We start from the raw sequence: 25,930 nt of genomic DNA, 5'->3' as shown, positions 1-25,930 counted from the left end.
TTTAACTAAAAATACTATCTTCATAAAAAAAAGATAATGCGCCTACCCCTCATGCTTTTATTGTTTTTGGCAATGACTGTGACTGCATATACACAATTGCCAGATTGTCAGATAAACGATTATCGAACATATGTAAAGTTTAATGGCAACAAACTTGTTGAACGAACAGAGATTTCACTTCAGATAAATTCGGCTAAAGGAACTGATTATGCCGAAATAGAAATCCCCTATACCAAAGGGAATAGCATTAAAGAGTTGGAGGCTGGAATTTATGATTTGTTAGGTAATGAAATCAGGAGCTTAAAACGAAAGGATATCACCCATGCCAATGCTTTTTCATATGACCAGTTTCATAGTGATGACATGGTGCTTTCATTTGAATTAATACATAATCGTTATCCCTATGTATTAAAATACAGTTATCAGGAAGAAGTGAATGATTTTTTGTATTTGGCCTATTGGGTACCTCGCAGATATGAGAAAGTACCTGTTAAGAGTGCATCACTTGAGCTTGAATTACCGAAGGGAATAGATGCACAAGTGTATGAGCAAGGAGTCGATTCAGCTAATGTGCAGCATTTTTCAGATAAAGATGTTTATAAATGGGAGGTTGAAGATGCGAGTTATGTTGAACGCGAGAGGTTTGGCCCACAATATCGCGAGTTGCAAAATAAGGTCGTTATTATACCTGAGCATTTTTGTTATGGGCTGGATGGAAGTTCACATTCGTGGAAAAGTTTTGGCGAGTGGTTATCTCGACTAAAAGCCTATCAAGGAAATTTATCTGAGACAGAGAAAACAAAAGTAAGGCAGCTCACAAGTAATTGTAAAAGCGAGCTTGAGAAAATTGACGTTTTATATAAATACATGCAAGATAACACTCGCTATATCAATGTTTCGTTGGATATTGGGGGATTACAGCCTGAATCGGCGCAATCCGTATGTACTAACAAATATGGCGATTGTAAAGCCTTAAGTAATTACATGCAATCCATGTTGAATGAAGTTGGCATTCCATCGATTTACACAGCTGTATTTGCAGGTAGGAATCCAGTTAAAGTAAAAGAAGCCTATCCATCGCAGCAGTTTAACCATGTCATATTATGCGTGCCTATGGCAAACGATACCATCTGGCTCGAATGCACTGATAACACATCGCCCTTTAATCATTTGGGAACGTTTACTCAAAACCGAAAAGTACTATTAATTGATGATGAAAACAGTAAGCTCGCAATTACGCCTGCTTTAAAAATTGATGATGTATTAAATGAGTATAACACACATGTTAATGTGGCGAAAGATGGCGAGGTAACAATGTATTCAACAGCCAGGCTGCAAGGTTATTATTTTGATTACCTCAAAGGTCTTGATGACGGGCTTGCAGAAAGAGAGAAGCTGGATTATCTGGAAGAACTTGAAATGTTCGAGCAGGCCGATATTCAGGATTACGAGATTAATCGTCTTCATCGCGATTCAAGCTATTTAAACCTATCTGTTGATGCTAAGCTTAATGGTATCATCGAACCAATAGGTAGCCGTGTATTGCTTAAACCATTGCGCCCCTTCTACATAAAGCTCGACAAGCCAGAGAAGCGAACACAAGAGCTTCGTTTTAATTATCCATATAATGTAAAGGACTCTATCGCAATTGAGTTACCGCGTAATATTAAAAATGTTTCGGGTATAAAAAGTATTCATATCGAATCTGATTACGGATCTTATAAAAGAGTAATTTCCACTGAGGAAAATAAGCTAAGCATTTATCGACATATCATTATTAATGCCGGCAGTTATCAGATGGATGACTACGAAAAGGTATATCAATTCATCAAAAGCTGCTCGAATGCTGAATTACAAAAAGGCATGATCACATATCAATAACTATATCTAATCCCTCAAAAATGAAATCAATTGTTTTTACCTTACTCATTTTATGGATGGTTCCTTCTTATATGGGAGCTCAAAAAGCAGAATTCGGAGTGTTACTTCCTTCTGATATTCAACTCAAAGAGTGTAGCTTTGAGAAGGATGCTGCAGCTGTTGTAATTTTCGACAAAGGAAATTCGTGGTTTGTTAATACCGATGATGGATTTGAACTGCGCTTTGACCGACATATAAGAATTAAAATTTTTAATGAAGCAGCCTTTGACCAAGGTGAATTTGAAATACCATTGTTCCAAGATGATGATGATAAAGAAAAGGTAGGTGAAATTGAAGGCTATACGTTTAACTTTGAAGATGGGCGACTTATGCAGATTCCACTCGAGCGCAAAAATGTGTTTGAAGAGAAAATAAATAAAAACTGGTATACCAAGAAGTTTGCAATGCCCAATATTAAAAGAGGTTCTGTTATAGAAATTAAATACTCGGTTTATTCGCCTTATTATATGCATTTAAAAGATTGGGAGTTTCAAACAGATATACCAACCATGTATAGTGAGTATACGGTTAATATGATACCGTTTTATTCATATCGTTACCGTATACAGGGAGCAAGTCGTATGGATCATTTTAAGTCTTATGAGAAGAGTGGTTTCGGGAGAAAGTTTTCTGGTATTCCTTTTAACGATATGGTTTATGAATTTGGATTAAAAAATGTGCCATCTTTTAAAGATGAAAGTTTTATATCATCGCGCAACGACTATATTAAAAAGATTGATTTTCAGCTGTCTGAAATTAATTATCCACAAGGTTATTCAAAGCAGTTTATGAATACCTGGCCTGATATGGCTGAAGAGCTACTTGATTATACAAATTTTGGAAGATACCTGAGAAAAGCTGAGAAGTGGGGTGTAAAAACCTTTGCATATTTATTAGAAAAGTCAGAGGAAGACAGATTAGATGCTGTATTAAATTATATGAAAGAGGCTTATAAGTGGAACGGCTACTCTGGTAAATCTGCTCGCTCCTCTTTTAAAGAGTTTAACCAGAAGTTAGCAGGTAATTCAGGAAATATAAACCTGAGTACAATTGGTGCATTGCGTGCTGTGGGATTGAAGGCTTCTCCCGTTATTATCAGTACGCGTGATAATGGCAAGGTGAGTGATGATTTTCCTTATTCAAACCTGTTTAACTATGTATTGGCATTGGTTGAAGCAGATGGCAAAATGCGACTAGTGGATGCCACTGAAGATATGTGCCCAAATAACTTAATACCATCGCGCTGTATCAATGGTAAGGGTTTTATTGTTGAAGAGGATAGTGAGAGCTGGGTAACTATTTCTAATAGTGCAATTTCTATTGAAGAATATAATCTGGCGATAGAAATTAACTTGAAAGAAGATAAATTACAAGGTCGTTTAATGGCGAAAAGTACTGGTTATTTAGCGCTAAATGAACGTGGAGAATATCACAATGATAAGGGAAAATTGGAAAAAGAATTTATGCAAAAGGGCTTCAATCTTATAGAAAATATAAATGTTGTGAACCTGTACGAAATGGCATTGCCTTTTAAATACAACTTTGAATTTACGCATTCGTATGATCGGATAGATAATCAGTTAGTTATATCTCCTTTTATAAATTTAGCTGAACAAGAGAATCCTTTTAAACAAGAAAAGCGTGCGTTGCCTATTGATTTAATTTACCTGAAAGGTAATAGGTACATATCAACTATAAACATTCCTGAGGGCTATGAAATAGAAGAGCTGCCATCGTCACATAGCATTACCAATGAGAATGTCATGTTCAGTTATATAGCTGCGGTCAAGGGGGATCAAATTCAAATTATATCGAGTTACAGCTTTAAAAAAGCGAACTATTCGGCTGAGCAGTACAAAGACTTGAAGAACTTTATGAATACCGTGACCTCAAAAACGAACTCGAAAATTATATTAACCAAGGTTGCCGAAGAAGTAGTAGCGCTTTAGTATTTAACTGCAAAGGTTGCAGAGCAAACAGAATATTACCAGACTGTTTTTAACGAATGTATATCCATCTTCCCCTTTCAGGGGAAGTGCCGAAGGCGATGGGGGATAGTGTATGACGCTACGTTATCTAGTAAAAAAAACATCTCACCTAAATCCTCTCCTTGAAGAAGAGGAAGTGCTCAATCTGATAGATTCACACGCTATCGAACTGGTTCTCTCATGTAGTAACAAGTTTTTTTATCACGCGAAAGGAATTCACACAATAGTTGTTAGTTATTACATCAAACATGTTCTTCAAGCAGCTGAGCCTTGCTTTTAAAATGCCTGTGCAGATAAAAAAGACAAACTGCTGCGATTAAAATGGCACTGCCGGTAATGAGAATCATATTGGTCCTGCCACCATATGACTCCACCAACGATTGGTCGAGCATGGCTTCTTCATCAACTATAAACCGTAAGGAGAAACCACATGCATTAACTGCCGCATGAATAATAATGCTTATTGAAAGGCTTCGTGTGTGGTAATATACCCAGCCAATAAAGCCGCCGATTACCATGCCGGTAACAAATTGCCAGGGGTTGAGATGCACAAAAGCAAAGAGAAAGGCAGACCAGAAGATGGCCTTTCGTGCTGAATATTTTTTGAGCATGCCATCCAATATTATGCCTCTGAAAATGATTTCCTCAAATAAGGGTGCTGCAATAACCATTGTTACAAAAGCGCCAAAGCCATTCATTTCGGCCAGCTCCTTAAATAACTCCTTAAACATATCGGGCATGGGAATTAGATTACCCACTGGCGAAACGATGCCAATCAATAGTCCAATGGCTGCTAAAATGATGAATGGTAATAGTTGTGGCGATTCAATTTTGCAGTTATAGCCCCTTAAATTCGTTTCATTTTTTCTAATAAAATGGCCCATAACAAAGGCAGCGGCCATCATCACAATGTAATACACCATCATGGCATATTCTTTACCGATAATTGGTAAAAGTACCATGTTAAGAGGTGTGAAAACCAACATGCAGCCAATTACAATGCCAGTAAGTCCCCAGCTTTGTGCCAGGCTTGGGTATGATTTAGTCATATTCATTATTACGTTTTTTCTGAAGGGATTAAAGATATAATTATTCCTCAATCGCCTTGGTTGTTACTGATAAATATTAAGCTTCAATGAGTAATGCGTATTAACATGTGAGCTTTACTATTTCATCTTTTTTTTCTACTCTTCACTCTTAACTTATATGTCAGGGCTTTAATCTATAATATTTAATTAACAGAAGCCCGCTACGTTCAGGATTCTGTTTTTTTGATGATTATTCAAATAGCAGTAAATGTGAAACACGCTCGCTCGGCTTATCGCAAAACTACAAAAAGCTGAGCGAGGGTGTTTCTGCCTTTCGCAGCTCTGCAAAACACAGAAACTGACTCGCTCAGTTAATTGCAGACCTGCGAAAGACTAAAACGAGCTCGTTTCTGCTTATAACAGAGCTGCAATTTCTTGAGCGAGCGTGTTTCGAGGTTTCGCATCTTTGCAATAAGGTGAAACGAGCTCGTTTCACAACACTGTTTATCAATGGGTGGTTTTAACTAAACAACTTTACTCATGCCACTGTCAGCTTATTATTAGTAAATTTGACAAGCGAGCGTTAAAAAATGGTGGTTGAGTCTAAAAAGATATAGTTTGATAAATGACTTATAGGATTTTTTTTATTAGTGTAGATTGAGGAATATCAGTTAATTATAAACGAAAAGTTATGTTTGAACTTGAGTACATCGAGAAAGATAAAATCGCCTATCTAAAAACTAAAAGCAGTTATTCTAAGGCTGATGTTGAAGGTTTTCTTTTAAAAGCTACTGAGTTTGCCAAGAAATTTAACTGTTATAGGATTCTATTGGATCATAGAGATTGTAAATTTGAAGCCAAAATTATTGATATTCATCTTATTGCAAAATACCTCGATAAATATGGGTTCAATAAAAAATATAAAGGAGCCGTTGTTTATAACCAAGACTCTGAAAAATATGGATTTGCTAATACCGTTGCTTATAACTGGTCTTTTGGAATCATGAGATTCTTCGATGATTATGAGATGGCGAAAGAATGGTTGCTTGAGAACCAAATGGAAACTGAAGACTGATAAGAAAAGCCTGATTTGATAGAATACATATCGATTGATTGGGCAAGGATATATTTAGGATTCACTTAGTTTATAATGATTGACTATATTTTTTTTGACAGCTTATCATCACTAGCTAATCATGCTCCAGTTCATTTTTTCGCGTGCCAGTTTCTTTAGCTGTTTAATCAGTATGTAGTTCTCATCTTTTTCTAAAACCGGATCGTCGGCCAATATAGCTTCGGCTACCTGGCGGGCAAATTGCAGTATCTGACCATCGCGTCCCAGGTTGGCAATTTTAAGTGAGAAAGGCAATCCCGACTGTTGGGTACCTTCCAAATCGCCCGGACCACGCAACTTCAGATCTGCTTCGGCAATTTCAAAGCCATCGGTTGAGCGTGTCATAATATCCATACGCTTGCGGGTTTCTTCCGATAGTTTGTAGCCGGTCATTAGTATACAAAAGCTTTGGTCGGCACCACGGCCAACACGGCCTCGTAGCTGGTGCAATTGCGATAAGCCAAAGCGTTCGGCACTCTCGATGACCATCACCGATGCATTCGGCACATTTACACCTACTTCAATTACAGTGGTCGACACCAGTATCTGTGAGCGATTGGCAGCAAATTCCTGCATTTCGGCTTCTTTTTCGGCCGGCTTCATTTTACCATGTACCATGCTCACTTTATAATCCGAAAACACCTTTTGCATATAATCGTAACCCTCCGCCAGGTTTTTAAAATCCATTTTCTCCGATTCTTCAATCAGTGGATAAACCACATACACCTGACGACCTTTTTCGAGTTCACCCTTGATAAATTTGTTGAGGTTGTTTCGACGATTGTGGAAATAATGAGCTGTTTCAATAGGCTTTCGTCCGGGTGGTAACTCATCAATTATCGATACTTCCAGGTCGCCATAAATAGTCATGGCCAGCGTACGCGGAATTGGAGTTGCAGTCATCACCAATATGTGTGGTGGTTGCGTATTCTTTCGCCACAATTTAGCTCTTTGTGCTACTCCAAAACGATGCTGCTCATCAACCACTACAAGGCCTAGGTTGTTAAATATTACCTTGTTTTCGAGCAAAGCATGGGTGCCGATCAATATTTGCAATTCACCACTTTGTAAATCCTGGTCTATAATTGCACGTTCTTTCTTTTTTGATGAGCCGGTTAAGAGTGCCACTTTAATATTCAATCCTTCCACCATCTCGCTGATGGTTTCGAAATGTTGCGTAGCTAATATTTCAGTTGGTGCCATCAGGCAAGTCTGAAAGTTATTATCCAGGGCAATCAGCATCACCATTAATGCCACAAGCGTTTTGCCCGAGCCCACATCGCCTTGCAACAAGCGATTCATTTGCTTGCCTGAGCCCATGTCGCGACGTATTTCTTTAATCACGCGCTTTTGAGCATTGGTTAGTTCAAAGGGTATCTTTTGCGAATAGAATTCATTTAAATAATCACCTACAGTACCAAACAGGTAGCCTTTAATAGCTTTTGTTCGCTGATTGCGCTGCCGTAAAATGTTGAGCTGAATGTAAAACAGTTCTTCAAACTTAAGGCGAAGCTGTGCTTTTTCCAACAGCTGTGCATTGGGCGGAAAATGAATGGCCTTTAGCGATTCATGTAAGTTCAGAAACTTGTACTTTTCAATGATGCTGGCAGGCAGGCTCTCGGTAATCTTTCCCTGAAACGATAAAAAGATATTCTGCTGTAGTTTTTGAATGGTCTTGGAATTCAAAAAGCCCTTCTTCATCTTTTCGGTGGTATTGTAAAAAGCCTGAAGCGATGCACTTATCTTTGCTTGCCCCTCATTCACCTTTTCCAATTCGGGGTGCACAATGTTTATCTTTCCGTTAAAGGCCGATGGCTTGCCAAATACGATGTATTCAGCCTCTGAGTTAATGCCTTCTTTTACATATTTTTGCCCTTTAAACCACACAAGTTCAAGCACGCCCGAGCCATCTGTAAAAGTAGCAGTCAATCGGCTTTGTCGACCCGAACCCACGGTTTTGAGCGATGTAAAACGTCCCTTAACTTGTATATAGGGTAATTTAGCATTCACTTCTCTAATCTGATAAAACTTACTTCGGTCGATGTATTTATACGGAAAATAGAAGAGTAAATCTTCGTATGATGCTATTTTGAGTTCTTGTTTTAAGAGCTCAGCACGCTTTGAACCTACGCCTGGCAGGTAGGTAATATTTTGCATCGACAAATCAGACATAGATGCAAAAATAATATTTATAGCTAATAAACAGAGTTCGATAAAAATTTTAAAACTCAGGTTTATAGATTAAGGATTGAGAGGCGGGAAGAAGTGGTCTGCTTGACTGGCTTCATCTTTAAGCAGCTTTTTAATTTCCTTTATTTCCTTTTTAGAGAGTGGTTTATTGTTTTGCGATTGATAGTAATCCGCAATCAGTTCCTGAAGGTTATCTGATGATATGTTTTTTGTAGAATACTGCTTTTTGTGCTTGTTCAGCAGCCAGCTGTACATTGAATTAATTTGTTCTTTAGAAGATTTGGATGAAGTTTTTACCAGTTGATCGAAATAATATTGCTCACTACCGAGATAATGCTCACGCTTTAGTTTTATCTGCTTCATTATTTGTCGAATGGTGATAAGCATCATCCACAAACAAATTAGTATGAAGCATGTAAGCAGTATGAATTGTTTGAGGCTCAAGCCCATAATTAATAAAGGTTCTTCGGCTTCTATTTCAGAGTTTTCTACAGTGTTTGTGTTTAAAGAATCGCGCATACTTGTTAGCATACCCAAATCGGGATTAGCTTTTATGGTAATGGTTCTTGCCTTGCTTGAACGTTCATATTGTTTGTTTAAATAGGGATTCCACCAGGTAACAGTTAAAGGCTCTATCTCAAACTCACCTTCCTTTTCGAGCAGGTAGCGATATTTTTCAATTCGAAGTCCGTTGGCATCCTGACTGGTTCGTGTATCCTTTAGTTGCGCCTGACGTGGGTAAATGCTCGACCAGTTATTAGCCTCCATGGATGTTTCTGGAATAAAGGCTGGTAAGGTGCCCAGAGCCCTAATGGTGACAGTACGTTCAATTACTTCTCCCACTTTCACATCATCCAAGGAGCTGTTCCATGTATCACTGATATAGGCATTTTTTGACACCAGCCATTCCTTGCCCTTGAATTCAGCAGGTGCTTCTTTGACCCTGATGCTAAGCGGTTTTGTTTTTAATTGACGAATGACTCCTTTGTAATCTCCTTCGGGCGGTGTGGCGATGCTAATATGCATTTCTGGTATGATGATTTCGCCGCTTTCAAAAGGAAATATGAGGTAGAAGAGTTCAAGGCTTGCATATTGTTTGTTGTTAATGTACTGAATGCCGCTCACAGTTCGCTTAAAAGGCAGAACAAATGCGTTTGGAATACTCACATTGCCTAAATCAGGCGAATCGGTAAACCAGGTAGAGGTATATACTGTAACAGTTGCTTTAATGGGCTGCTGCATGTATACATTGTGTGTATTGACTTTTAAAGTAGCAAAGTATTGCGCATGAAGACTCAGGCTTAACAAACTTAGGCTGATGATATGAATGCTATGTTTAAGAAATACCTTCATTATTTAAATATCACTTGTTTCTTTAGTGTATGGATAATGCTTTTCCTTCTGGAATTTAAAACGACGCCTGAGAAATTCACTAGGATCAGCCGATATTTTTTTGAGCATAATGTTTTTGGCATCTTTTTGAGTAGCTTGTTCTTCCAGACTTTCGTCTGGCCGTTCCAGTTCTTCAGCCTTCGATATTTGAGTTTCTACTTCATCTGTTATGCGTTTACCATCTTTAGGCAATTCATCTACTTCTGTATCGGAGCTTAGTTCTTTATCTTTTGTTTTGGCTTGAAACTCTTTCAATGGCTCACTTTTTTTATTTTGGTCGAGTTGCGTTACCTGTTCTAATGGTACAGTAATCGAATCTCGCTGGAGTATCATCTGTTGAGTACGTTTAAGGTTTTGCCTGGCGACTTCCATTTCCGGATTTAAAGCTATTACTTCGTTAAATGCTTCTTGTGCTTCTTCCAGACGCCCCATTTGAATGAGCGTTATAGCTTTATTGTAATACCCTGTTTCGGTGCTGTCATGAGAGAATACTTCCAGGGCAGCTTCATAGTTTTGTGCCTTAAAATAGGCTGTGCCTTTGTGTTGCAGTGACTCAAAGGTTAGCGCGGCTTCCTCAAATAATGAATCCTTCATCATGGATTGAGCCCGATAGTCGTTGTTATACCACCACCTGGCATTTTTATCAGTAGGAGAACATGATTGTATAAGGAAAATACCCATCCACATCCAAAAGATTGACCACCCTTTTCGGAACCATGTCAGTATAAGTAATAAAACTGGCAAAATAAGCCACCAACCTTTATTGTCCCACTCTTCATCATCGACTTTATCTTTTAAAGTAAATGATTTGTTATCCCTAACTAATTTGGCAATACTCTCTACATCTGATTTATCCAGGGTGAGATGCGTGATGCTTACTTTATTGTTTAAGCCGGTATTTTGAAAAACTGACATATCGGGTTTGGCGATACGTTCTTTTCCATTTTTATCTTTTAAAGTAAGGCGTTTGTTTTTAAAAGAAGGCATGCTTCCGCCATCGGCTGTTGCTGCCGGAATGATATTAACCTTATGGATGCTATTATTACAAAAGGTCTCGATGTAAGTCGCATCCTCATTCGATAATTCATCAGTTATGAGCAACAAGGTACTAGGTGCATCGTATTTTCGTAATAGAGAATCGACAAGTTCTATCGCCAGTTGCAAGTTAGTTCCTCTTACGGGCATCATGGCTGGGTGCAGATTCTCGATATGATGCCTAATAATACTATAATCGTTACAAAATGGCACTACAATATGGGGTGTGCCAGAATAAGCAAAAAGGCCAATGTCTGTTTCTGGATTGGCATCCAGAAGGTCGCTGATTTTTAATTTCATCCGCTCTAGACGATTGGGAGAAATATCTTCGGCCAACATGCTGTGTGACAGGTCTAAACCAATTAATAAGCTTGCTGCTGCATTGCCTTGCGGAATATCTTTCATTTTCCATGCCGGACCAGCCAATGCTATAATGATGGAGCTGCAGCAGAGTACAAAGTCGAGTATGGGCAGCCAAAAAGCACTTTTTGAACCTTTTACAAACATATAAGGCCTCAGATGGGGAGCGACTAATTTTTGCCATTTCTTATTCTCCCGATTGGAAATATACACTAAAATGAGAATGGCCAACAAGGGTACAAATGCCCAAAACCAAAGTGGCTGGATAAAATGAATATGCTGAATGATATATTCGAATTTATTGAACATTCCTGTTTATTAATGATGAACTCAGTTTAATAATGGCCAATAGTAATTGGTGAATTAATGCCAGAACCAACGCTAGTATAAGTGGATAATGGTACAAGGTAATTGTTGGTTTATATTGCATTTCTTCCCATTCAATAGGTTCTAATTCGTTTAAGGCATCGTATGCTTTGCGTAGCTCTACTGGGTCAATGGCAGCAAAATATTGTCCGCCGGTTGATTCTGCTATATGTGTTAAAGTGCTTTCATCCAGATCTGAACCAGTGGCTTTAGTATCGCCAATGCCTAAAGTATAAATGGTGATGGAATCTTTTTTAGCCATATTGGCTGCGTCAATGGGAGAGATGTCACTTCCGCTATCTACGCCATCGGTCAATAGGAGCAATACTTTATTTTCGATAGTATCTTTCTCAAAAAGCTCAGAAGCATAACCAATGGCATTGCCAATGCCGGTCATTTGTCCAGCCATGCCCACGTCGGTTTCTTCAAGTTGCCATTTGATAAAATTTAAATCGGTGGTGAGTGGACTTTGCAAATAGGCATTGGAGCCAAAGAATATAAGGCCTAAGCGGTCGCCTTCGCGCTCTTCAATAAACTCGGCCATAATGAATTTAATAGCTTCCCAACGTGATAGGCGCTGCTCATTTATTACCCAATCGCGCGTATCCATGCTAAAGGAGATATCAGCCGCAATAAAAAAACTACGCGAATTTTTCACTTGCATTTCAGGTTCACCACTCAGTTGCGGATGCGCAGCAGCCCCTATTAATAAGGCCCAGGTTAGCCAAATAATCAATTCGTTAAAGATTCCTCGTCGCGATACCCAGGCAGCTTTTTTTGCTTTTAAGCCAGTTAATTCAGATTTATGCTCAAAGCGTGGGTGCAACATGGCGGTTCTCCTTTTCTTGAAAGACGGTAGTAACCATCGAACGATTAGTGGCAACGGAAGCAACAGAAAGAACCATATGTGAGCAAATTCAAACGACATGTTTATCTATCCAGGTGATACTTTGAGCGATAAAGCAATTAATAATTTCGGGTTTTAATTGTGAGTTTTTATAAAGGCCTTTTTGAAAAGATTCAAATGTTAGCATATCGAAACATGGTTTCCTCATATGAAAATTTAGAAACCCAAACCATTCTATGTCATCTAAAGAAGCTATTTCTTTTCGCGGGAATTTATGTAGGCATACTTGTTTTAGAGTATTATTGGTGAGATTTGCTTTTTGAGCCATTGATAGTGTTGTACTGTTTTTAATATCAAGTAATCGATTGATGGCAATCCTTCTGTATTTATTGCGATGGTATTGAACCAATTTATATATTAAAAAACTAATTATTAGAGCAAAGATGAGGTATAGTGATACTATCCATCCGATAGTGTCGAAGCTAAATGGAATATTTTCTGGTTCAATTAGTGTATTTAAGGTATCGTCCATTTTTCTATCTGCTCTTAAAAATGCTTTTTATTTGATCTTCTAATGTCTGTTGTGTGTTTAAATAAATAACTGGTATTCGGTATTTTCGTTGAAGCGTATTGAGTTTGTCTTTTAGTCCATCATTATCCTGTTTTTCAGATTGGATGACTTTTGACTTCGATTTCTTCCAGAACAACTGTTTTTCTCCGTCAGAAATAATCATGTTGTTTTTGTCAGTAATTAGATCTAATTCATCTTCAATGTGTACGCAAATTACATCGTTATGCTGGGCTATTTTTCTAATGAGTTTATAGCCATTTACGGTACATTGCGAAAAATCGCTGATGATTGAAAGAATATAATCGTGAGTGATGTAATTGGCTATACGTTTGAGTGAGTGCTCAAGTTGTAAACCATTATTTTTAATGTGTTTCTGATTTAATAGTATGGCATTGTGTTCACTTACTGATTTTAATAATTGGAGGACAGCTTGCCTGCTTCTTCTAGGTGAAAACCAATCCATTGTATCATCATTAAAAACCAGGCCGCCACAGCGATCACCCTTCTTAATGGTTCTAAATGCTGCTAATGCTGCAGCCTCAGCAGCAATAACAGACTTCAGGTAGTTCTGAGAGCCAAATCGCATATAAGATGATTGGTCAACAAGTACCAATGCCGGACGCTCCTTTTCTTCATTAAATACTTTAGTATGGGTTTTCTTGGTTCGGGCGGTTACTTTCCAATCAATGTTTCGAATATCATCGCCTGGTACATAGTTACGTACTTCCTCAAAATCCAATCCTCGTCCACGCATCATGCTATAATGCCTACCAGCTAATATTGAGCTCACTCGTTGCCTGGGCAATATATCAGTGCCAAGAATCAGGTGTTCCCATTTTAATAATGCTCGAAGTGTAACCGATACCTTATTCATGAAATCATTAGATAGCAACTGTTTTTAATAACTCATCAATCACCTGGTCAGGTGTGATTCCGTCCGCATTTGCTTCGTAGCTAAGTATAAGGCGGTGGCGCAATACATCATGAATCACCTCTCTGATATCATCGGAAGTAATATAATCGCGACCGTTAATCCAGGCTAAAACTCGACTGCATTTGTCCAGGGCAATCGTACCGCGAGGACTAGCTCCAAAGGCCAGCCACTCTGTGAGTTTGTTACTATACTCAGATGGGAATCGAGTCGCATTAATGAGGTCTACAATGTATTGTTCAGCTTTTTCTGATACTTCAATACCCTTAATTTCTTCACGAGCTTTAAAAATTATATCGGTATCAATGTTGGTTAAGTTTGCTGTGTTACGTTTTGATTCTTCACGAACTAAACGTAGAATGGCTTTTTCGGCATTTACATCAGGATAATCAATGAGTACCTTCATCAGGAAACGATCCATTTGTGCCTCTGGTAGTGGATAGGTTCCTTCTTGCTCAACTGGATTTTGAGTGGCCAAAACCATAAACAAAGGCGCCATCCTGTGAGTTTTGCCAGCAACAGAAATTTGTCGTTCTTCCATAGCTTCAAGCAAGGCAGACTGCACTTTAGCTGGTGCCCGGTTGATCTCATCTGCAAGAATCAGATTGCTAAATATGGGGCCTTTTTGGAATAAGAATTTTTCGTCACTGTCTGGTTGGTATATCTCTGTGCCTGTTATGTCAGATGGCAATAGGTCCGGTGTAAACTGAATTCGACTAAGTTCAGTATTAAGTTCTTTGGCCAGGCTTCTAACTGCCCGGGTTTTTGCTAACCCAGGCAAGCCTTCTAACAATATGTTGCCATCTGCCAATAAGCCAATAATTAATCGGTCGGTCAATTTTTCCTGCCCGATAATGGATTGGTTAATGCGCTCTTTTAGTTCTTGAACGACTTGGTTCGTTTCCATACAAAGAATTTTTGTGCGATCTAGAGGTAGAATATGCAGACTGTAGAATATGGCTAATTCATTAAGTTAAATGAATCGTCTCAATGACATTATGCCAGTGTCTAATGATAAAACAATAAAAGTGATGCCTGGTAAGTTAGGCATCACTTTTATCGATTATTACTTTGAACCAGAACCTGCCTGGAGTTTTTCCATTACCTGGTCAAGAGAGAAGCTTGCTGCTTTTTGACGAGGAGGATACTTTTGAAAAGTCATTAAGAAATTTCCGACATATGTTTGAGCAGGAACCAGTAGGTAGGCCCTGTCAATTAACCAATCGTAGTATGTGTTGGATGTAACAGGTGCTCTTTCATATGGGTCTCTTCTTAAGTTCAGAATAATAGGAACTCTTAAAGGAACAAACGGTTCCATCCAGGCTTGAAAAGTTGCTTCAACACGTTGTTCCATAAATATCAATTTCCACTGATCGTAGCGTAGGGCAGTTAAGTCACCATCATCTGAGAAATAGAAAATTTCTTTACGTGGACTAGGAACGTTTTGAGGATTCTTCAAGTGTTCAGTCAAATCATAACCATCCAGATGAACCTTATATTCTCTGTTTAATGTTTTTGACTTGTGCCCCTTAAGTAGTTTGTTTTTGATGTCAGTCTCCCCACCTGCAGCCAGGAATGTTGGTAACCAATCCATGTGGTGTACAATTTCGTTACTAATTGAACCTGGTTTAACTACACCAGGCCATCTTACCATACACGGAACACGCCATCCGCCTTCCCAGTTGGTGTTCTTTTCGCCTCTAAATGGAGTTGCAGCTGCGTCAGGCCATGTGTTGTAATGAGGGCCATTGTCAGTTGAATAATGAATGATTGTATTATCAGCAATGCCTAACTCATCCAGTAAATCAAGGAATTGACCAATGTGCATATCATGTTCAAGCATACCGCATGTGTATTCATCAGCATCAGGGTATTCTTTTTTGATTTGAGCCATTTTTGCATCACTCACATGTGTTCTGAAGTGCATTCGTGTGCCACTCCACCAAACAAACCATGGTATTCCGGCCTTCTCTTGTCGACGAATAAAATCCATTGCAGCAGCAACCGTTTCATCGTCAATTGACTCCATTCGTTTTTTTGTTAGAGGGCCTGTGTCCTTTATAGGGCCATCAGCGCTAGATTTTATGACACCACGTGGACCAAATTTTTCGCGAAAAGTTGTACCATCAGCAAGTACCATATCTCCAGGATAATCTTCATTTTCTGGTTCTTCCTCGGCATTCAGATGGTATAAATTACCCAGGAACTCGTCAAAGCCATGATTGGTAGGAAGGTGTTTGTCCTGATCGCCAAGGTGATTTTTACCAAATTGTCCTGTGGCATAGCCTTCATCTTTTAATAAACCTGCTATGGTTGGATCTTCTACTTGCATACCAAGTTCAGCACCTGGCAATCCTACTTTAGATAGACCGGTACGATATACACTTTGGCCCATGATGAAACTTGATCGGCCGGCAGTACAGGATTGTTCACCATAATAATCAGTGAAAATAATTCCTTCATCAGCAATGCGATCAAGGTTAGGAGTTGTATACCCCATCATTCCCATGGTGTAAGCGCTAATATTAGAACGGCCAACATCATCACCCCAAATTACCAATATGTTGGGTTTTTTGTTTTTTTGAGCACTTAATGCAATAGTAAGCATTAAAATAGCACTCATTAAAGAAAGTTTTCTCATAAGTGTTAAGTTAATTAATAATTACGTTTATGTTTGTTTGTATTTAATAGTAAACATATCCGAAATGGAATTGTTTTATTGTAAATCATTTCTTTAGGTAAAAGAGCAAGCTTCAATTTCCATTAATTTCCTGATTAATTCAAATCAAAATGGAAAGGGTTTAGAACATTCTTTTAAATAATACATGTTAAACATGCGGAGAGCATATTTTGGAAAGTTAATTTAAGGAAGTATTTAATAAAGAATTGAAGCGTAATCGTTTAAAAAGAAAACATATAGTTTTATTGTCTAAGAGTATTTATAATTTAGTGTTTAATTAAAATTGAAGTGGCTATTTTTTTATGAAATCATTTTTATATATGGGTTTCAGATTTGAAGAGTCATAGCTCAAAAAAATATTTTGAATTACCTAATGTGTATTTATGAGAAAAATAGGATTGATAAATGCGTTGTTGCTAATGTTTGTATTCAATGCTTCGGCCCAAATATTTAGCAATAAAGTAGTTGGGGAGAAAAAGCTCGAAGAACGAGATAGCCTCAAACAGGCAGTGTATCCTTATATGTTACCAATATGGGGTGAGAAAGTGACAAAACTTGGGTTTGACTTACCGTATTCGGCAGGTTTTAGTACACAGTATTTTTATCAGGAATCAGATATCTTAATCAATAATTTGTTTGTTGGTTTTAATGATGGTACCATGTACGATTTGGATGAGATTGTTCGATTTAATAAGGCCACGGCAAGAACTAACAGTATTAGCGTAAGGCCTGATGTTTGGTTGTTTCCATTCCTTAATGTTTATGGAATTTTTGCCCGTTCAAACAATGATACCAATGTTGATTTTGGTGTTTATGTACCTGGAGAATTTCATCTCGATCCGGATTTAGGTTTTCAGTGGAATTGGGTGAAAGCAATGGATTTTAAAACAGAAGCAAATTTTGAAGCAAGTACTTACGGATTTGGTTTGACGCCAACAATGGGAGTAGGTGGTGGTTTTATTGCCTTAGATATGAATTGGAGTTGGAGTGATATTCCGGAATTAAGTGAGCCAGCTCGAATTTTTGTTTTCGGACCACGCTTTGGTAAAAATTTTCAATTTGGAAAGCCAGGTCAAAGTTTAGCCGTTTGGGTAGGCGGATTTAGAGTGAAAATGAACACTGGTACGAGTGGTTCTCTGAGTATAGATGAAGTGTTACCAGGATTTGATGATCAGATTACTGGAGCCTACGAGAAGATAGAAAAAAGCCAAATGGCAGTAGATGATTGGTGGAGTGGTTTGACAATTCAAGAAAAAGCAGACCCAATTAACATTGCAAAGAGGACAGCGGCAAATAAAGGTCTATCTGTTGCAGGTTCTGTCGTTGATGCAGCATCAAGAGCTGAAACCGTCCAGTATTCGCTGGATAAACGACAGGCAAAAATGTGGAACTTTATAGTGGGCTCGCAATATCAATTGAATAAAAGCTGGGCTTTGCGTGCCGAGGTTGGTTTCTTAGGTACTAGAACTCATGTCATTTCAGGTTTGCAATATCGCTTTGGATTATAACTCGCCATATATGATAAAAGGAATGGGCTGGTTGCTACTGCTAACATTGCTGTTTTCAGTGGATGTAACTGCGCAATCTAAAATTGATTCATTGATTTTTAATGGTCAATATTTGTCAGCTTATGAGTATGTAAATAATGTTGACTCATTAAGTATTGATATGGCATTAAAAAAAGTAGATATTGCCATAAACTATCATCTCAATTGTCAATATTTTAGAGAATTTTCCTTCGTGAATTTACGAAAGGGAGAAAGCTTAAGTAATCTAAGATTGAAAGCTGGCTATGGCGCTACGCCTATCAAGTTTGATGTTGATAGCTTTTTACAACGATTGCATTCGGATTATCCAACAGATCATAGGGTGTCGAAAGTACTGGGTGATTTTTATAACAAGGTGTATTACGACTTTGGTGATAGTTGGGGAGAGCGCTCTGAAGTATTGTTAGAGAAAAGTAATAGCTACTACTTACAGGCTTTTGAAAATGGTGTTTACGATTATTATAGCTTGTATGCATTAGGATATTATCAGTCATTGAATGAAAACTATTTTGATGCGCAACGATGGTTATTGAAATCTTTAAAGCTTAAGCCAGATGAAGATTTAACAAATTATAGTTTAGCGGTTACTTATCTGTTTGATGGCTTGCCACAGAAAGGAATTCGGTATGCTGAACGTGCATATGAGCTTTATAGTGATTCATTGAGTAAATCTGATGCTGCCCGAATAACTGGTATCCTTCACTTGAAAACGCAACAATTAAATGAGGCAAAAGTTTTCTTTGAGAAAGCTAATGAGCTGCATCCACAGTACCGTCCAAATCAGATGTACTTATTAAAGGTTGCTACTGAATTAGGTGATGATTCCTTATCTGTAAAATTGGCAAAAGAGGTTTTGATGGCTGAAAAATACTCCCCGGAGTTAGCAGAAGAAATGAATAGCCTGTTTCTACAAGTTGATAAAATTGAATGGTTGTGTCAGGTTTATGATGAGGTCTTAGAAATTTATTCGGTTGATTCTGAAGTGTGTGGTAATATTCGTTTTCATTATGGTAAGTTGCTTTATAAAAATGGACAAAAACGTGAAGCCAGGAAGATGGTGAAACAATCCAGAAAAGATTTTGAGATGGTTTTTGAAAGTAATCATCAGGTTTTTGATGCCATTGAGCAAACACTGGCACGTATAAAATAATGACTTGTTTTCCGCGAATAAGTAGGGTTTAGACCTAAAGCATGATAAGTATCATGAAAAATTAAGGATTTTACACAAAAAAATACATTCTTATTATTGAACTCTCAAATAAATTAATAGTTTTACGTCGGTTAAAAAATAACCAAAACCAATGATGTCATTGGGTTACCTACAACGGAAGGTAATTTTTCGCATTGTTTTTTTGCGATAATATCTGAGAGATGCACATTAGAATTTATTCGTAATTCTTAAATTTTCCACAGAAGCTTCTCTCAGATTTTTTTATGCATATCCTTTAATCTGGTATTTGTTTTTAATGAGTTGAATTTAAAAATTCGTTTCATCAAACCCAGGTCGAACAAAAGTTCTTGCTTCAGGCACAAACTTCTCTAATTCACTTCTAAGTTTTGAAAGGTGCCTAAGTAAATTCAGAATGCTATCTTCTTTATTAGGTATAAACTTTAGAATGTTTTCCCACGCTATAAGACTTTCATCAATAGCTAATAATGCAATTTTAGCTGAGCCATGAGCATCATATGTATCTAAGTCTGAATGTTCAACTTTTGATAAGCCATTTACAGCCCTGTTTATTTTGGCTGGAATAAAAAGCTGAAACCAGGTAATCGTTTCGGTATCTTCGTTTATTTTCAAATTAGGTTGAGCTACAATCCGGCTTTCTAACTCCATTTGATTGGATTCTAACCAACGCTTTACTTTTTCGGCATATGACTCTGCTTGTTTCTCAAGCGAATGCTTCACTTTTTGCTCAGGTTCTTCATTCTCAATTTCCGAAAGTGCATCATCCATAGCGATGCCTTTTTTAGAAAGCTCTTCTTCAATCAATTCTGTAGTAGCCTTAAGAATGACTTTTATTTGCTTATCATCCTGGGGTGCTTCTGTTTTGTTGAAGCTCTCTAATTCTGAATTAAGCGAGAATGAGCTGCACTTGTCAGTAAATTCACATCTCTTGCATCTACCATCGCAATAATTGTGGATGCCGGCAATATGATGCGTATTCTTTGGTTCTTTTATTAGCTTCTTAAATTTATCAATGTCATCCCTTAAAGTTTCATCATCCTCTTCAGTGAAATCAGGTAAGAGATTTGAAAAATCAATGAGGCCTTTGTCTAGGTGATGGCTCGAATCGTTGTCACATTTGAAACTATGGCAAACATTGCAATGACCAGGAAAAGGGCAGTCGTTCTCGTCGAACTTACATGTCTCAATCTGGACCATACTTTGTTCACAATGCACATGTTCTGAGTCCCAATGGTCAATTATAAATTGATATTTGACTTTAGAGGTCACCTTCTCGGGAAACATAAACTCCCAGTTATAAGCCTCTAAAAGGCTTTCCAGTGAAGTTAGTAAGCTGGTTAGTTGTCCCGATTCTAATTTGTCACATGCAGGAAAGTTATACTTGTCAATACCAGTTATTGCCGAAATTTTACCTGGTTTTCCTTGTAAAAACTCCTCGGCAAAACACGATTCTACTTCAGCATCGTATTCGTCGGTATCGGTATTTTTTTTAGGTGCTTTTGTAATAGCATCCTCAATAAGTTCAATTAACTGCTTTATATATGTGTTCATTCAGGTTGTTCTCTTGGAAGTTTATTTATTAGCTAAACAACCGCATTCATAAAGTGTTTAATTTTACTGCAAAAAGAATTACTTCTACGATATAATCTCAATCAATGCCACATCAAATATTGTAAGGGCATATGGACCAATTCGACCACCAGAACCTTTCTTACCCCAACCTAACTCAGGAGGGATATAGAATTTATACCTGCTTCCTACTGACATCATTTTTAAACCTTCGGTATATCCTTCAATGGTATCATTTAGTGAAAATTCAAGTGGAGTAGCATCTTTGTATGTATCATCCAGGATTTTACCACCTAAGAGCATGGCTCTTTGATGTACTTTAACTGTTGAGTTTTCATTTGGTTTTACCCCCTTAGCCTCCTTTATAATTTCATACTGAAGGCCCGTTGCTGTTTCTAAAATGCCCACTTTGTTTTTATTTTGTAATAGAAACTCCTCTGTTTTTTTTCTGTTTTGACCTGAAGAACCACTATTTTGCTTCTTACCTTTGCCTTTTGCCATATAATATATAGTTTGGCACAAATATAAACGCTTTCACACTTTGATTAAATTGTGAAACGTTTTTTACACTCAATAAGCATGAATTAATGAATTGGTTTCAGGTTAAAAGTTACTCTAAATATTTACTATCGGCCAGATATAAAATGGGACATGGCTTGCACAGTCCTTTTGTGTTTAATTTAGTTAGGGAAGTTATCAATTGTCGACATCAGTATTATGCATTTCAAACAATTGATGAGCTTAGGCGCAAGCTTTCTGCATCAGAAGATGAAATTGAGGTGCTTGATTATGGCGCAGGGAGTGTTTCTTTAAATAAGAAACGCCGGAAGGTGGCTGCTTTAGTGAAGAGGTCGTCCATCTCCAAGCGATATGCTGAAATTTTATTTCGTTTAATTGCTGAAATTAAGCCTGATAATATTATCGAATTAGGTACTTCAATTGGAATAAGTACATCATATCTTGCTTTAAGTGACAAAAGGCGCGATGTGTACACAATTGAAGGGTGTCCGCAAACAGCGCAAGTGGCCAAGTCAACTATTGAACATTTGAGATGCGATAATGTAAATCACTTAGTAGGTCAGTTTAAAGATGTATTGCCTGACCTCGCGGGGAAATTACAGAAGCTTGATTTTGTGTTTTTCGATGGTCACCATACAAAAGAAGCTACCATAGATTATTTTAATGTTTGCTTACCGTATGCTGGAAATGATACCGTTTTCGTGTTTGATGATATTCACTGGTCAAAAGGTATGGAGGAAGCCTGGGATATTATATGTGCTCATCCTAAAGTGACTGTGTCAATGGATTTATTTCAGTTGGGTATCATCTTTTTTAAACGAGAATGCCAAAAGCAACACTTCATTGTACGTCTATAATTTAATAGTGAGCGAAAAGATTATATTTGTATTCAAGTGATTAAGAAAAACAATCAACTAATCATAAAAGTTTTTGAGAAACCTGAGCCATAAAAACCTGAACTATGCATAATGAAGTTATTCAAATTACTGATATAAAAAAGTTTTATCATGTAGGAACCGAAGTTGTAAAAGCTTTGCAAGGGGTTTCTTTAAGTATAAATAAAGGTGAGTATGTTGCCATAATGGGACCTTCAGGTTCTGGTAAATCTACCTTGATGAATATCATCGGAGCATTGGATACTCCAACAGGAGGTACTTATGTGCTCAATGGAACTGATGTAAGTCGCCTTACCGATGATAACCTTGCTGAAATTCGAAACAAAGAAATAGGCTTTGTTTTTCAGACTTTTAATTTGTTACCACGATATACAGCTCTAGAAAATGCCATCTTACCACTTATTTATGCTGGTGTTTCAAAAAACGATCGTGTCGCCAAAGGAAAAAAGGTTATGGAGAGTGTTGGCTTAACCGACAGGATGCAGCATAGGCCTAATGAAATGTCGGGTGGGCAACGCCAGAGAGTAGCTGTAGCCCGTGCGTTGGTTAATGATCCCTCAATTATATTAGCCGATGAACCAACCGGTAATCTGGATTCCAAAACATCGGTTGATATCATGCGCTTGTTTGATGAGATACATAAACAGGGGAATACAATCATATTAGTGACACATGAAGAGGATATTGCTATGCATGCACATCGTATTATTAGATTGCGCGATGGTTTAATTGAATCTGATTTGGTGAATAAAAAGATTGAAACACTTTAAAAACATCGCCCTTGTAATATTAGGCTTGTCTCGTTTGATCATAGCTTATTTTCTCTACTTTAAATATGAGATTGATTGACTTCATTTTTCAGTTCGTTTGTCAAACAATTAAATGGAATGAAAAATTCGATGAGATCCGAAGTTGTAAGAATGGAATTTTTTTTTATATTCGCAGATAAGTAAAATAAGAAATAACACAATTATATTAATGTTAAATTGAGTTGCTATGTATTGGACACTCGAACTTGCCTCTAAACTAGAAGATGCACCGTGGCCGGCCTCAAAAGACGAATTGATAGATTTTGCAATTCGTTCAGGTGCGCCTCTTGAAGTAATTGAGAACCTTCAGGAAATTGAGGATGAAGGAGAAGTCTTTGAAAGTATTGAAGATATCTGGCCGGATTATCCGAGTAAAGAAGATTTCTTTTTTAATGAAGATGAATATTAAGAGAGCAAAAAAGGGGCGAAAGCCCCTTTTTTATTTTATAGATTTTCTGAGTCCTCGAATTGGTAATCATCGTAATCATTCGCCATTTCTTCCATTTTAGGCAAAGGTACATGCTTAAATATATCTAATCTGCTCTTTGGTCGTATCGATTCGAGCCATATAAACCCTTGTAGTCTCACATCATCATTGGGTAATATGTATGGTGGATTAAGGTTGCCATTCGGGTCTGTTTTAAGCTTTATTCCTGTTATTTTTCTGTTGCTTAAAAATAGTGATAGCGAACTGCTTTCAGCCCTGTTGACCCCAATAACCATTTCTTTATCCTTGGGGTAATAAATAGTTTGCCCATTACCATCAACATCAATGCGATATATTTCATTATTTCGAATATGCCCAACCATGTTTCGTCCTTTAATTTGATTGTAGCTTAAACTGTCTTCAGGAGCAATGATGAAGGCATTATTGGTTAATTCAGCTTTATACAAAGTGTTGTTTCTGCTAAATAGTTTTATTGTTTGAGCTGTCATCTGGTTTTCTTGGGCCCAAATGATTGGTGTTTTGTAAAAAGTGTTCGTCGAGTCCCTCATGTCATACACCATGGAGTCACAACGACCCTGCATATCAGTTCTGAAAAATTTGACATTATAATAGGCTTTCACTAATCGACTTTGTTCTTCAACGAGGGGAATAGCCTGTAATGTGTCAGCGTGAAGAAAAAGTGTGTCTTTCTGATAAATCTGAAGCAACTGAGCTCTCTTGGTCGCCAAGGCATATTTACTAATTTCATTGTAATAACCATAGTTGCCTGCAATAATCATATTATTGGTCGTATCATGCAATTCAAAGTTATTGAATGCTTCACCTAAACCTTTTTGTCGATCGTAATAAATAGTATCACCCTTTAACAGGTTCTCGGTACCTTGCACATAACTTTGTGTTTCGCCTTTATACAACCTGGCTTTGTCGTTCATGGTGTCGTAAATACCATTCTCGCTATATATCAGGTTGTTGTCGCTATTGATGAAGGTGGGGCCTAGTATACTTGCCACTTCAGTTACAGTATGGTATTTTAATGTGTCTGAAAATATAGTGTACTTTGGATTGTGAACTACTACCGAATCTTTAAAATGGACCTCACTTAAATCTGGATAATAGTAACCCCAATCGCTTATTAGTGTATTCTGACCACTTAAAACTTCGCCGCCATTATAATAATAGCCGAAGTTTCTTACCCGATCATAATCAAGAAACTCAGTATGTACTGTAATATCTTGTTTTACGATTTTAACATTTTCACGAACTTTTGCGATACCATCAGAACTATCGTAGGTTAAGTAGTCTCCGTATAGGTGTATCGAATCATTTTGAATGATATGAATGTGGTTAAATGCCTCGATGTACTTTTTGCCTTTAAGCTCATGGATGTAAGCACTATCGCAATACATCAAGGTATTCTGATGCCTAAGTCTTACACTGCCTTTAAGAAGTTTAATGTTAGGGCCAAGATTTGATCGTTGATTAAATGAATTCGCATGTTCAATCTGAACGCGTCCTTTCTTCTGTGCGAGTAGAATACTTGGAGCTCCAATAATGAAAAATAGTATGATAAGTGAGGATATTCTAATTTGCATTTTTTGTCTTCATTGTTAGATTGCAAAGTTGCTAAAAAATATGCGTTATATAAAAGATGTCATTTAAAGTCTATGTCTTTTACTTTTAATTAGACCATTTGAGAAGCCGCTACACGTATAATTACATCGTTAATGATTGATATCGCATTGAAATGCATATATAACCTGTTTTGTTGGTTTCTATATTACTAATATTTAGCGCTTCCACTCATATCCATATCTTATAGCTAGCTTTAAACTTCATATAAAAGTTGTAATAAATAGATAAGTTACTATTATTAAGAGGTATTATTCGATGCTAAATTCAAATTCGGTCGATTTTAATAAGATTTGATATTGAATAAAGCTCGAATTTATCTGGTTTCATATATATTAATAATTGCCTCCAATATTATTTAGAAGGTCTAAGGTCACCATCGATAGTCTATCTTTCGAAAATATCTAAAAAACTTTCCACCACCAACCCCCACCAAATCAATTCTTAAGCCATACTCTTCCAAGCTGCCTCATAAATTTTTCGTTTTTTAATTTGGAGATACGAAAAATACTCCCTTATTTTGCACCCGCTTTTGAGAACAATGGTTCACATGAAAGGCAGAGTTGGTAAGGGTTTAGGCCGATTACTGATGTGTATTGAAAGGTAAAACCAAGGGTGATATTGACAAGGGCGGTTAGAGTTTATATCTTAGCTATCCTGTCAAAAAAAAGAGTTTAAAATTTTCGAAAAATACTTTTGGAAATTAGAAATAAAAGTCTTTATCTTTGCAGCCGCAAAAACAACAATGGTTGTTTGAGTTTGCAAGGTGTTGAAGGGTTTAAAAAGGGGAGGAGATAGTAAGTTTTAACTCGTCAATCTTTTTCAAAAAAAAACTCAAAAAAACATTTGGTTTGTAACTAATAAAGTTGTTACCTTTGCAGCCGCTTCTCAAACGAGAGATG

General features: G+C 37.3%; 20 protein-coding genes. 8 read left to right on the top strand and 12 right to left on the bottom strand.

The features are described from left to right. The first annotated feature begins 72 nt into the window (after nt 1-72). Both JIV24_RS03725 and JIV24_RS03720 read left to right on the top strand, forming a co-directional pair. On the top strand, nt 73-1,881 hold the full coding sequence (locus JIV24_RS03725) for a DUF3857 domain-containing protein (RefSeq protein ID WP_200463668.1): 1,809 nt from the start codon (nt 73-75) through the stop codon (nt 1,879-1,881). Nucleotides 1,882-1,901: 20 nt separating this feature from the next. Beyond that, nucleotides 1,902-3,869 (top strand): DUF3857 domain-containing protein, encoded by a 1,968-nt coding sequence (locus JIV24_RS03720; protein ID WP_200463667.1) that lies wholly within the window; start codon nt 1,902-1,904, stop codon nt 3,867-3,869. Nucleotides 3,870-4,150: 281 nt separating this feature from the next. Here JIV24_RS03720 and JIV24_RS03715 read toward each other — a convergent pair whose 3' ends face one another. Further along, nucleotides 4,151-4,963 carry a CPBP family intramembrane glutamic endopeptidase gene (locus JIV24_RS03715; protein WP_200463666.1) on the bottom strand — a complete coding sequence of 271 codons (813 nt, stop codon included), beginning with the start codon at nt 4,961-4,963 and terminating at the stop codon, nt 4,151-4,153. Between the two features lie 664 nt (nt 4,964-5,627). Between JIV24_RS03715 and JIV24_RS03710 the strand changes: the two genes are divergently transcribed. Beyond that, the gene (locus JIV24_RS03710) at nt 5,628-6,011 is read left to right on the top strand and encodes a hypothetical protein (protein ID WP_200463665.1); all 384 of its coding nucleotides are present in this window, start codon (nt 5,628-5,630) and stop codon (nt 6,009-6,011) included. A 111-nt stretch (nt 6,012-6,122) separates the two neighbouring features. On the opposite strand, the gene recG is transcribed toward JIV24_RS03710, so the two are convergent. The 8 genes from recG to JIV24_RS03670 form a co-directional block, all read right to left on the bottom strand. Next, complete coding sequence (recG, locus tag JIV24_RS03705) at nt 6,123-8,222, bottom strand: ATP-dependent DNA helicase RecG (RefSeq protein WP_200463664.1); 2,100 nt, start codon at nt 8,220-8,222, stop codon at nt 6,123-6,125. 69 nt (nt 8,223-8,291) lie between these two features. After that, nucleotides 8,292-9,593 carry a BatD family protein gene (locus JIV24_RS03700; protein WP_200463663.1) on the bottom strand — a complete coding sequence of 434 codons (1,302 nt, stop codon included), beginning with the start codon at nt 9,591-9,593 and terminating at the stop codon, nt 8,292-8,294. 3 nt (nt 9,594-9,596) lie between these two features. Next, a complete protein-coding gene (locus tag JIV24_RS03695; protein ID WP_200463662.1) occupies nt 9,597-11,336 on the bottom strand; it encodes a VWA domain-containing protein in 1,740 nt (579 codons plus the stop codon). Next, complete coding sequence (locus JIV24_RS03690; RefSeq protein WP_200463661.1) at nt 11,326-12,321, bottom strand: VWA domain-containing protein; 996 nt, start codon at nt 12,319-12,321, stop codon at nt 11,326-11,328. The genes JIV24_RS03695 and JIV24_RS03690 overlap by 11 nt, the downstream gene beginning before the upstream one ends. Continuing rightward, nucleotides 12,311-12,772, bottom strand: a complete 462-nt coding sequence (locus JIV24_RS03685; RefSeq protein ID WP_200463660.1) for a DUF4381 domain-containing protein — start codon at nt 12,770-12,772, stop codon at nt 12,311-12,313. Before JIV24_RS03685 ends, JIV24_RS03690 begins: the two co-directional genes overlap by 11 nt. Before the next feature lie 4 nt (nt 12,773-12,776). Beyond that, complete coding sequence (locus tag JIV24_RS03680) at nt 12,777-13,685, bottom strand: DUF58 domain-containing protein (RefSeq protein ID WP_200463659.1); 909 nt, start codon at nt 13,683-13,685, stop codon at nt 12,777-12,779. Between the two features lie 7 nt (nt 13,686-13,692). Beyond that, nucleotides 13,693-14,649, bottom strand: a complete 957-nt coding sequence (locus tag JIV24_RS03675) for an AAA family ATPase (RefSeq protein ID WP_200463658.1) — start codon at nt 14,647-14,649, stop codon at nt 13,693-13,695. 159 nt (nt 14,650-14,808) lie between these two features. Further along, entirely contained in the window at nt 14,809-16,383 is a 1,575-nt protein-coding gene (locus JIV24_RS03670) for an arylsulfatase (RefSeq protein ID WP_200463657.1), read from the bottom strand. A gap of 422 nt (nt 16,384-16,805) precedes the next feature. On the opposite strand from JIV24_RS03670, the gene JIV24_RS03665 reads away from it, so the two are divergent. Both JIV24_RS03665 and JIV24_RS03660 read left to right on the top strand, forming a co-directional pair. Next, nucleotides 16,806-17,930 carry a hypothetical protein gene (locus tag JIV24_RS03665; protein WP_200463656.1) on the top strand — a complete coding sequence of 375 codons (1,125 nt, stop codon included), beginning with the start codon at nt 16,806-16,808 and terminating at the stop codon, nt 17,928-17,930. A gap of 10 nt (nt 17,931-17,940) precedes the next feature. Beyond that, complete coding sequence (locus JIV24_RS03660; RefSeq protein ID WP_200463655.1) at nt 17,941-19,119, top strand: tetratricopeptide repeat protein; 1,179 nt, start codon at nt 17,941-17,943, stop codon at nt 19,117-19,119. Between the two features lie 327 nt (nt 19,120-19,446). Here JIV24_RS03660 and JIV24_RS03655 read toward each other — a convergent pair whose 3' ends face one another. Further along, nucleotides 19,447-20,709 carry a hypothetical protein gene (locus JIV24_RS03655; RefSeq protein ID WP_200463654.1) on the bottom strand — a complete coding sequence of 421 codons (1,263 nt, stop codon included), beginning with the start codon at nt 20,707-20,709 and terminating at the stop codon, nt 19,447-19,449. An 84-nt stretch (nt 20,710-20,793) separates the two neighbouring features. Then, nucleotides 20,794-21,228, bottom strand: a complete 435-nt coding sequence (locus JIV24_RS03650; RefSeq protein WP_200463653.1) for an FKBP-type peptidyl-prolyl cis-trans isomerase — start codon at nt 21,226-21,228, stop codon at nt 20,794-20,796. An 86-nt stretch (nt 21,229-21,314) separates the two neighbouring features. On the opposite strand from JIV24_RS03650, the gene JIV24_RS03645 reads away from it, so the two are divergent. From JIV24_RS03645 to JIV24_RS03635, 3 genes are all read left to right on the top strand, one after another. Further along, the gene (locus JIV24_RS03645; RefSeq protein ID WP_200463652.1) at nt 21,315-22,103 is read left to right on the top strand and encodes an O-methyltransferase; all 789 of its coding nucleotides are present in this window, start codon (nt 21,315-21,317) and stop codon (nt 22,101-22,103) included. A gap of 104 nt (nt 22,104-22,207) precedes the next feature. Further along, on the top strand, nt 22,208-22,912 hold the full coding sequence (locus JIV24_RS03640; RefSeq protein ID WP_200463651.1) for an ABC transporter ATP-binding protein: 705 nt from the start codon (nt 22,208-22,210) through the stop codon (nt 22,910-22,912). Between the two features lie 226 nt (nt 22,913-23,138). Continuing rightward, the gene (locus tag JIV24_RS03635; protein ID WP_143304314.1) at nt 23,139-23,360 is read left to right on the top strand and encodes a DUF2795 domain-containing protein; all 222 of its coding nucleotides are present in this window, start codon (nt 23,139-23,141) and stop codon (nt 23,358-23,360) included. A 35-nt stretch (nt 23,361-23,395) separates the two neighbouring features. Here the strand turns inward: JIV24_RS03635 and JIV24_RS03630 are convergent, their stop codons facing one another. After that, entirely contained in the window at nt 23,396-24,991 is a 1,596-nt protein-coding gene (locus JIV24_RS03630; RefSeq protein ID WP_200463650.1) for an OstA-like protein, read from the bottom strand. Nucleotides 24,992-25,930 lie beyond the last annotated feature (939 nt).

Origin of the sequence: Carboxylicivirga marina, assembly GCF_016612505.1 — a bacterium.
Taxonomy (GTDB): Bacteria; Bacteroidota; Bacteroidia; order Bacteroidales; family Marinilabiliaceae; genus Carboxylicivirga; species Carboxylicivirga marina.
The sequence above is the reverse complement of the archived record's forward strand: the minus strand, read 5'-3'. Positions and strand labels throughout refer to the sequence as shown.

Excerpts from the sequence above, each read along its gene's own strand:
- JIV24_RS03675 (WP_200463658.1), bottom strand. The coding sequence starts at position 14,649 with ATGGAAACGAACCAAGTCGTTCAAGAACTAAAAGAGCGCATTAACCAA.
- JIV24_RS03710 (WP_200463665.1), top strand. The coding sequence starts at position 5,628 with ATGTTTGAACTTGAGTACATCGAGAAAGATAAAATCGCCTATCTAAAA.
- JIV24_RS03630 (WP_200463650.1), bottom strand. The coding sequence starts at position 24,991 with ATGCAAATTAGAATATCCTCACTTATCATACTATTTTTCATTATTGGA.
- JIV24_RS03670 (WP_200463657.1), bottom strand. The coding sequence starts at position 16,383 with ATGAGAAAACTTTCTTTAATGAGTGCTATTTTAATGCTTACTATTGCA.
- JIV24_RS03685 (WP_200463660.1), bottom strand. The coding sequence starts at position 12,772 with ATGGACGATACCTTAAATACACTAATTGAACCAGAAAATATTCCATTT.
- JIV24_RS03680 (WP_200463659.1), bottom strand. The coding sequence starts at position 13,685 with ATGAATAAGGTATCGGTTACACTTCGAGCATTATTAAAATGGGAACAC.
- JIV24_RS03715 (WP_200463666.1), bottom strand. The coding sequence starts at position 4,963 with ATGAATATGACTAAATCATACCCAAGCCTGGCACAAAGCTGGGGACTT.
- JIV24_RS03655 (WP_200463654.1), bottom strand. The coding sequence starts at position 20,709 with ATGAACACATATATAAAGCAGTTAATTGAACTTATTGAGGATGCTATT.
- JIV24_RS03640 (WP_200463651.1), top strand. The coding sequence starts at position 22,208 with ATGCATAATGAAGTTATTCAAATTACTGATATAAAAAAGTTTTATCAT.
- JIV24_RS03665 (WP_200463656.1), top strand. The coding sequence starts at position 16,806 with ATGAGAAAAATAGGATTGATAAATGCGTTGTTGCTAATGTTTGTATTC.
- JIV24_RS03690 (WP_200463661.1), bottom strand. The coding sequence starts at position 12,321 with ATGTCGTTTGAATTTGCTCACATATGGTTCTTTCTGTTGCTTCCGTTG.
- JIV24_RS03650 (WP_200463653.1), bottom strand. The coding sequence starts at position 21,228 with ATGGCAAAAGGCAAAGGTAAGAAGCAAAATAGTGGTTCTTCAGGTCAA.
- JIV24_RS03725 (WP_200463668.1), top strand. The coding sequence starts at position 73 with ATGACTGTGACTGCATATACACAATTGCCAGATTGTCAGATAAACGAT.
- JIV24_RS03660 (WP_200463655.1), top strand. The coding sequence starts at position 17,941 with ATGATAAAAGGAATGGGCTGGTTGCTACTGCTAACATTGCTGTTTTCA.
- JIV24_RS03695 (WP_200463662.1), bottom strand. The coding sequence starts at position 11,336 with ATGTTCAATAAATTCGAATATATCATTCAGCATATTCATTTTATCCAG.
- JIV24_RS03645 (WP_200463652.1), top strand. The coding sequence starts at position 21,315 with ATGAATTGGTTTCAGGTTAAAAGTTACTCTAAATATTTACTATCGGCC.
- recG (WP_200463664.1), bottom strand. The coding sequence starts at position 8,222 with ATGTCTGATTTGTCGATGCAAAATATTACCTACCTGCCAGGCGTAGGT.
- JIV24_RS03700 (WP_200463663.1), bottom strand. The coding sequence starts at position 9,593 with ATGAAGGTATTTCTTAAACATAGCATTCATATCATCAGCCTAAGTTTG.
- JIV24_RS03720 (WP_200463667.1), top strand. The coding sequence starts at position 1,902 with ATGAAATCAATTGTTTTTACCTTACTCATTTTATGGATGGTTCCTTCT.
- JIV24_RS03635 (WP_143304314.1), top strand. The coding sequence starts at position 23,139 with ATGTATTGGACACTCGAACTTGCCTCTAAACTAGAAGATGCACCGTGG.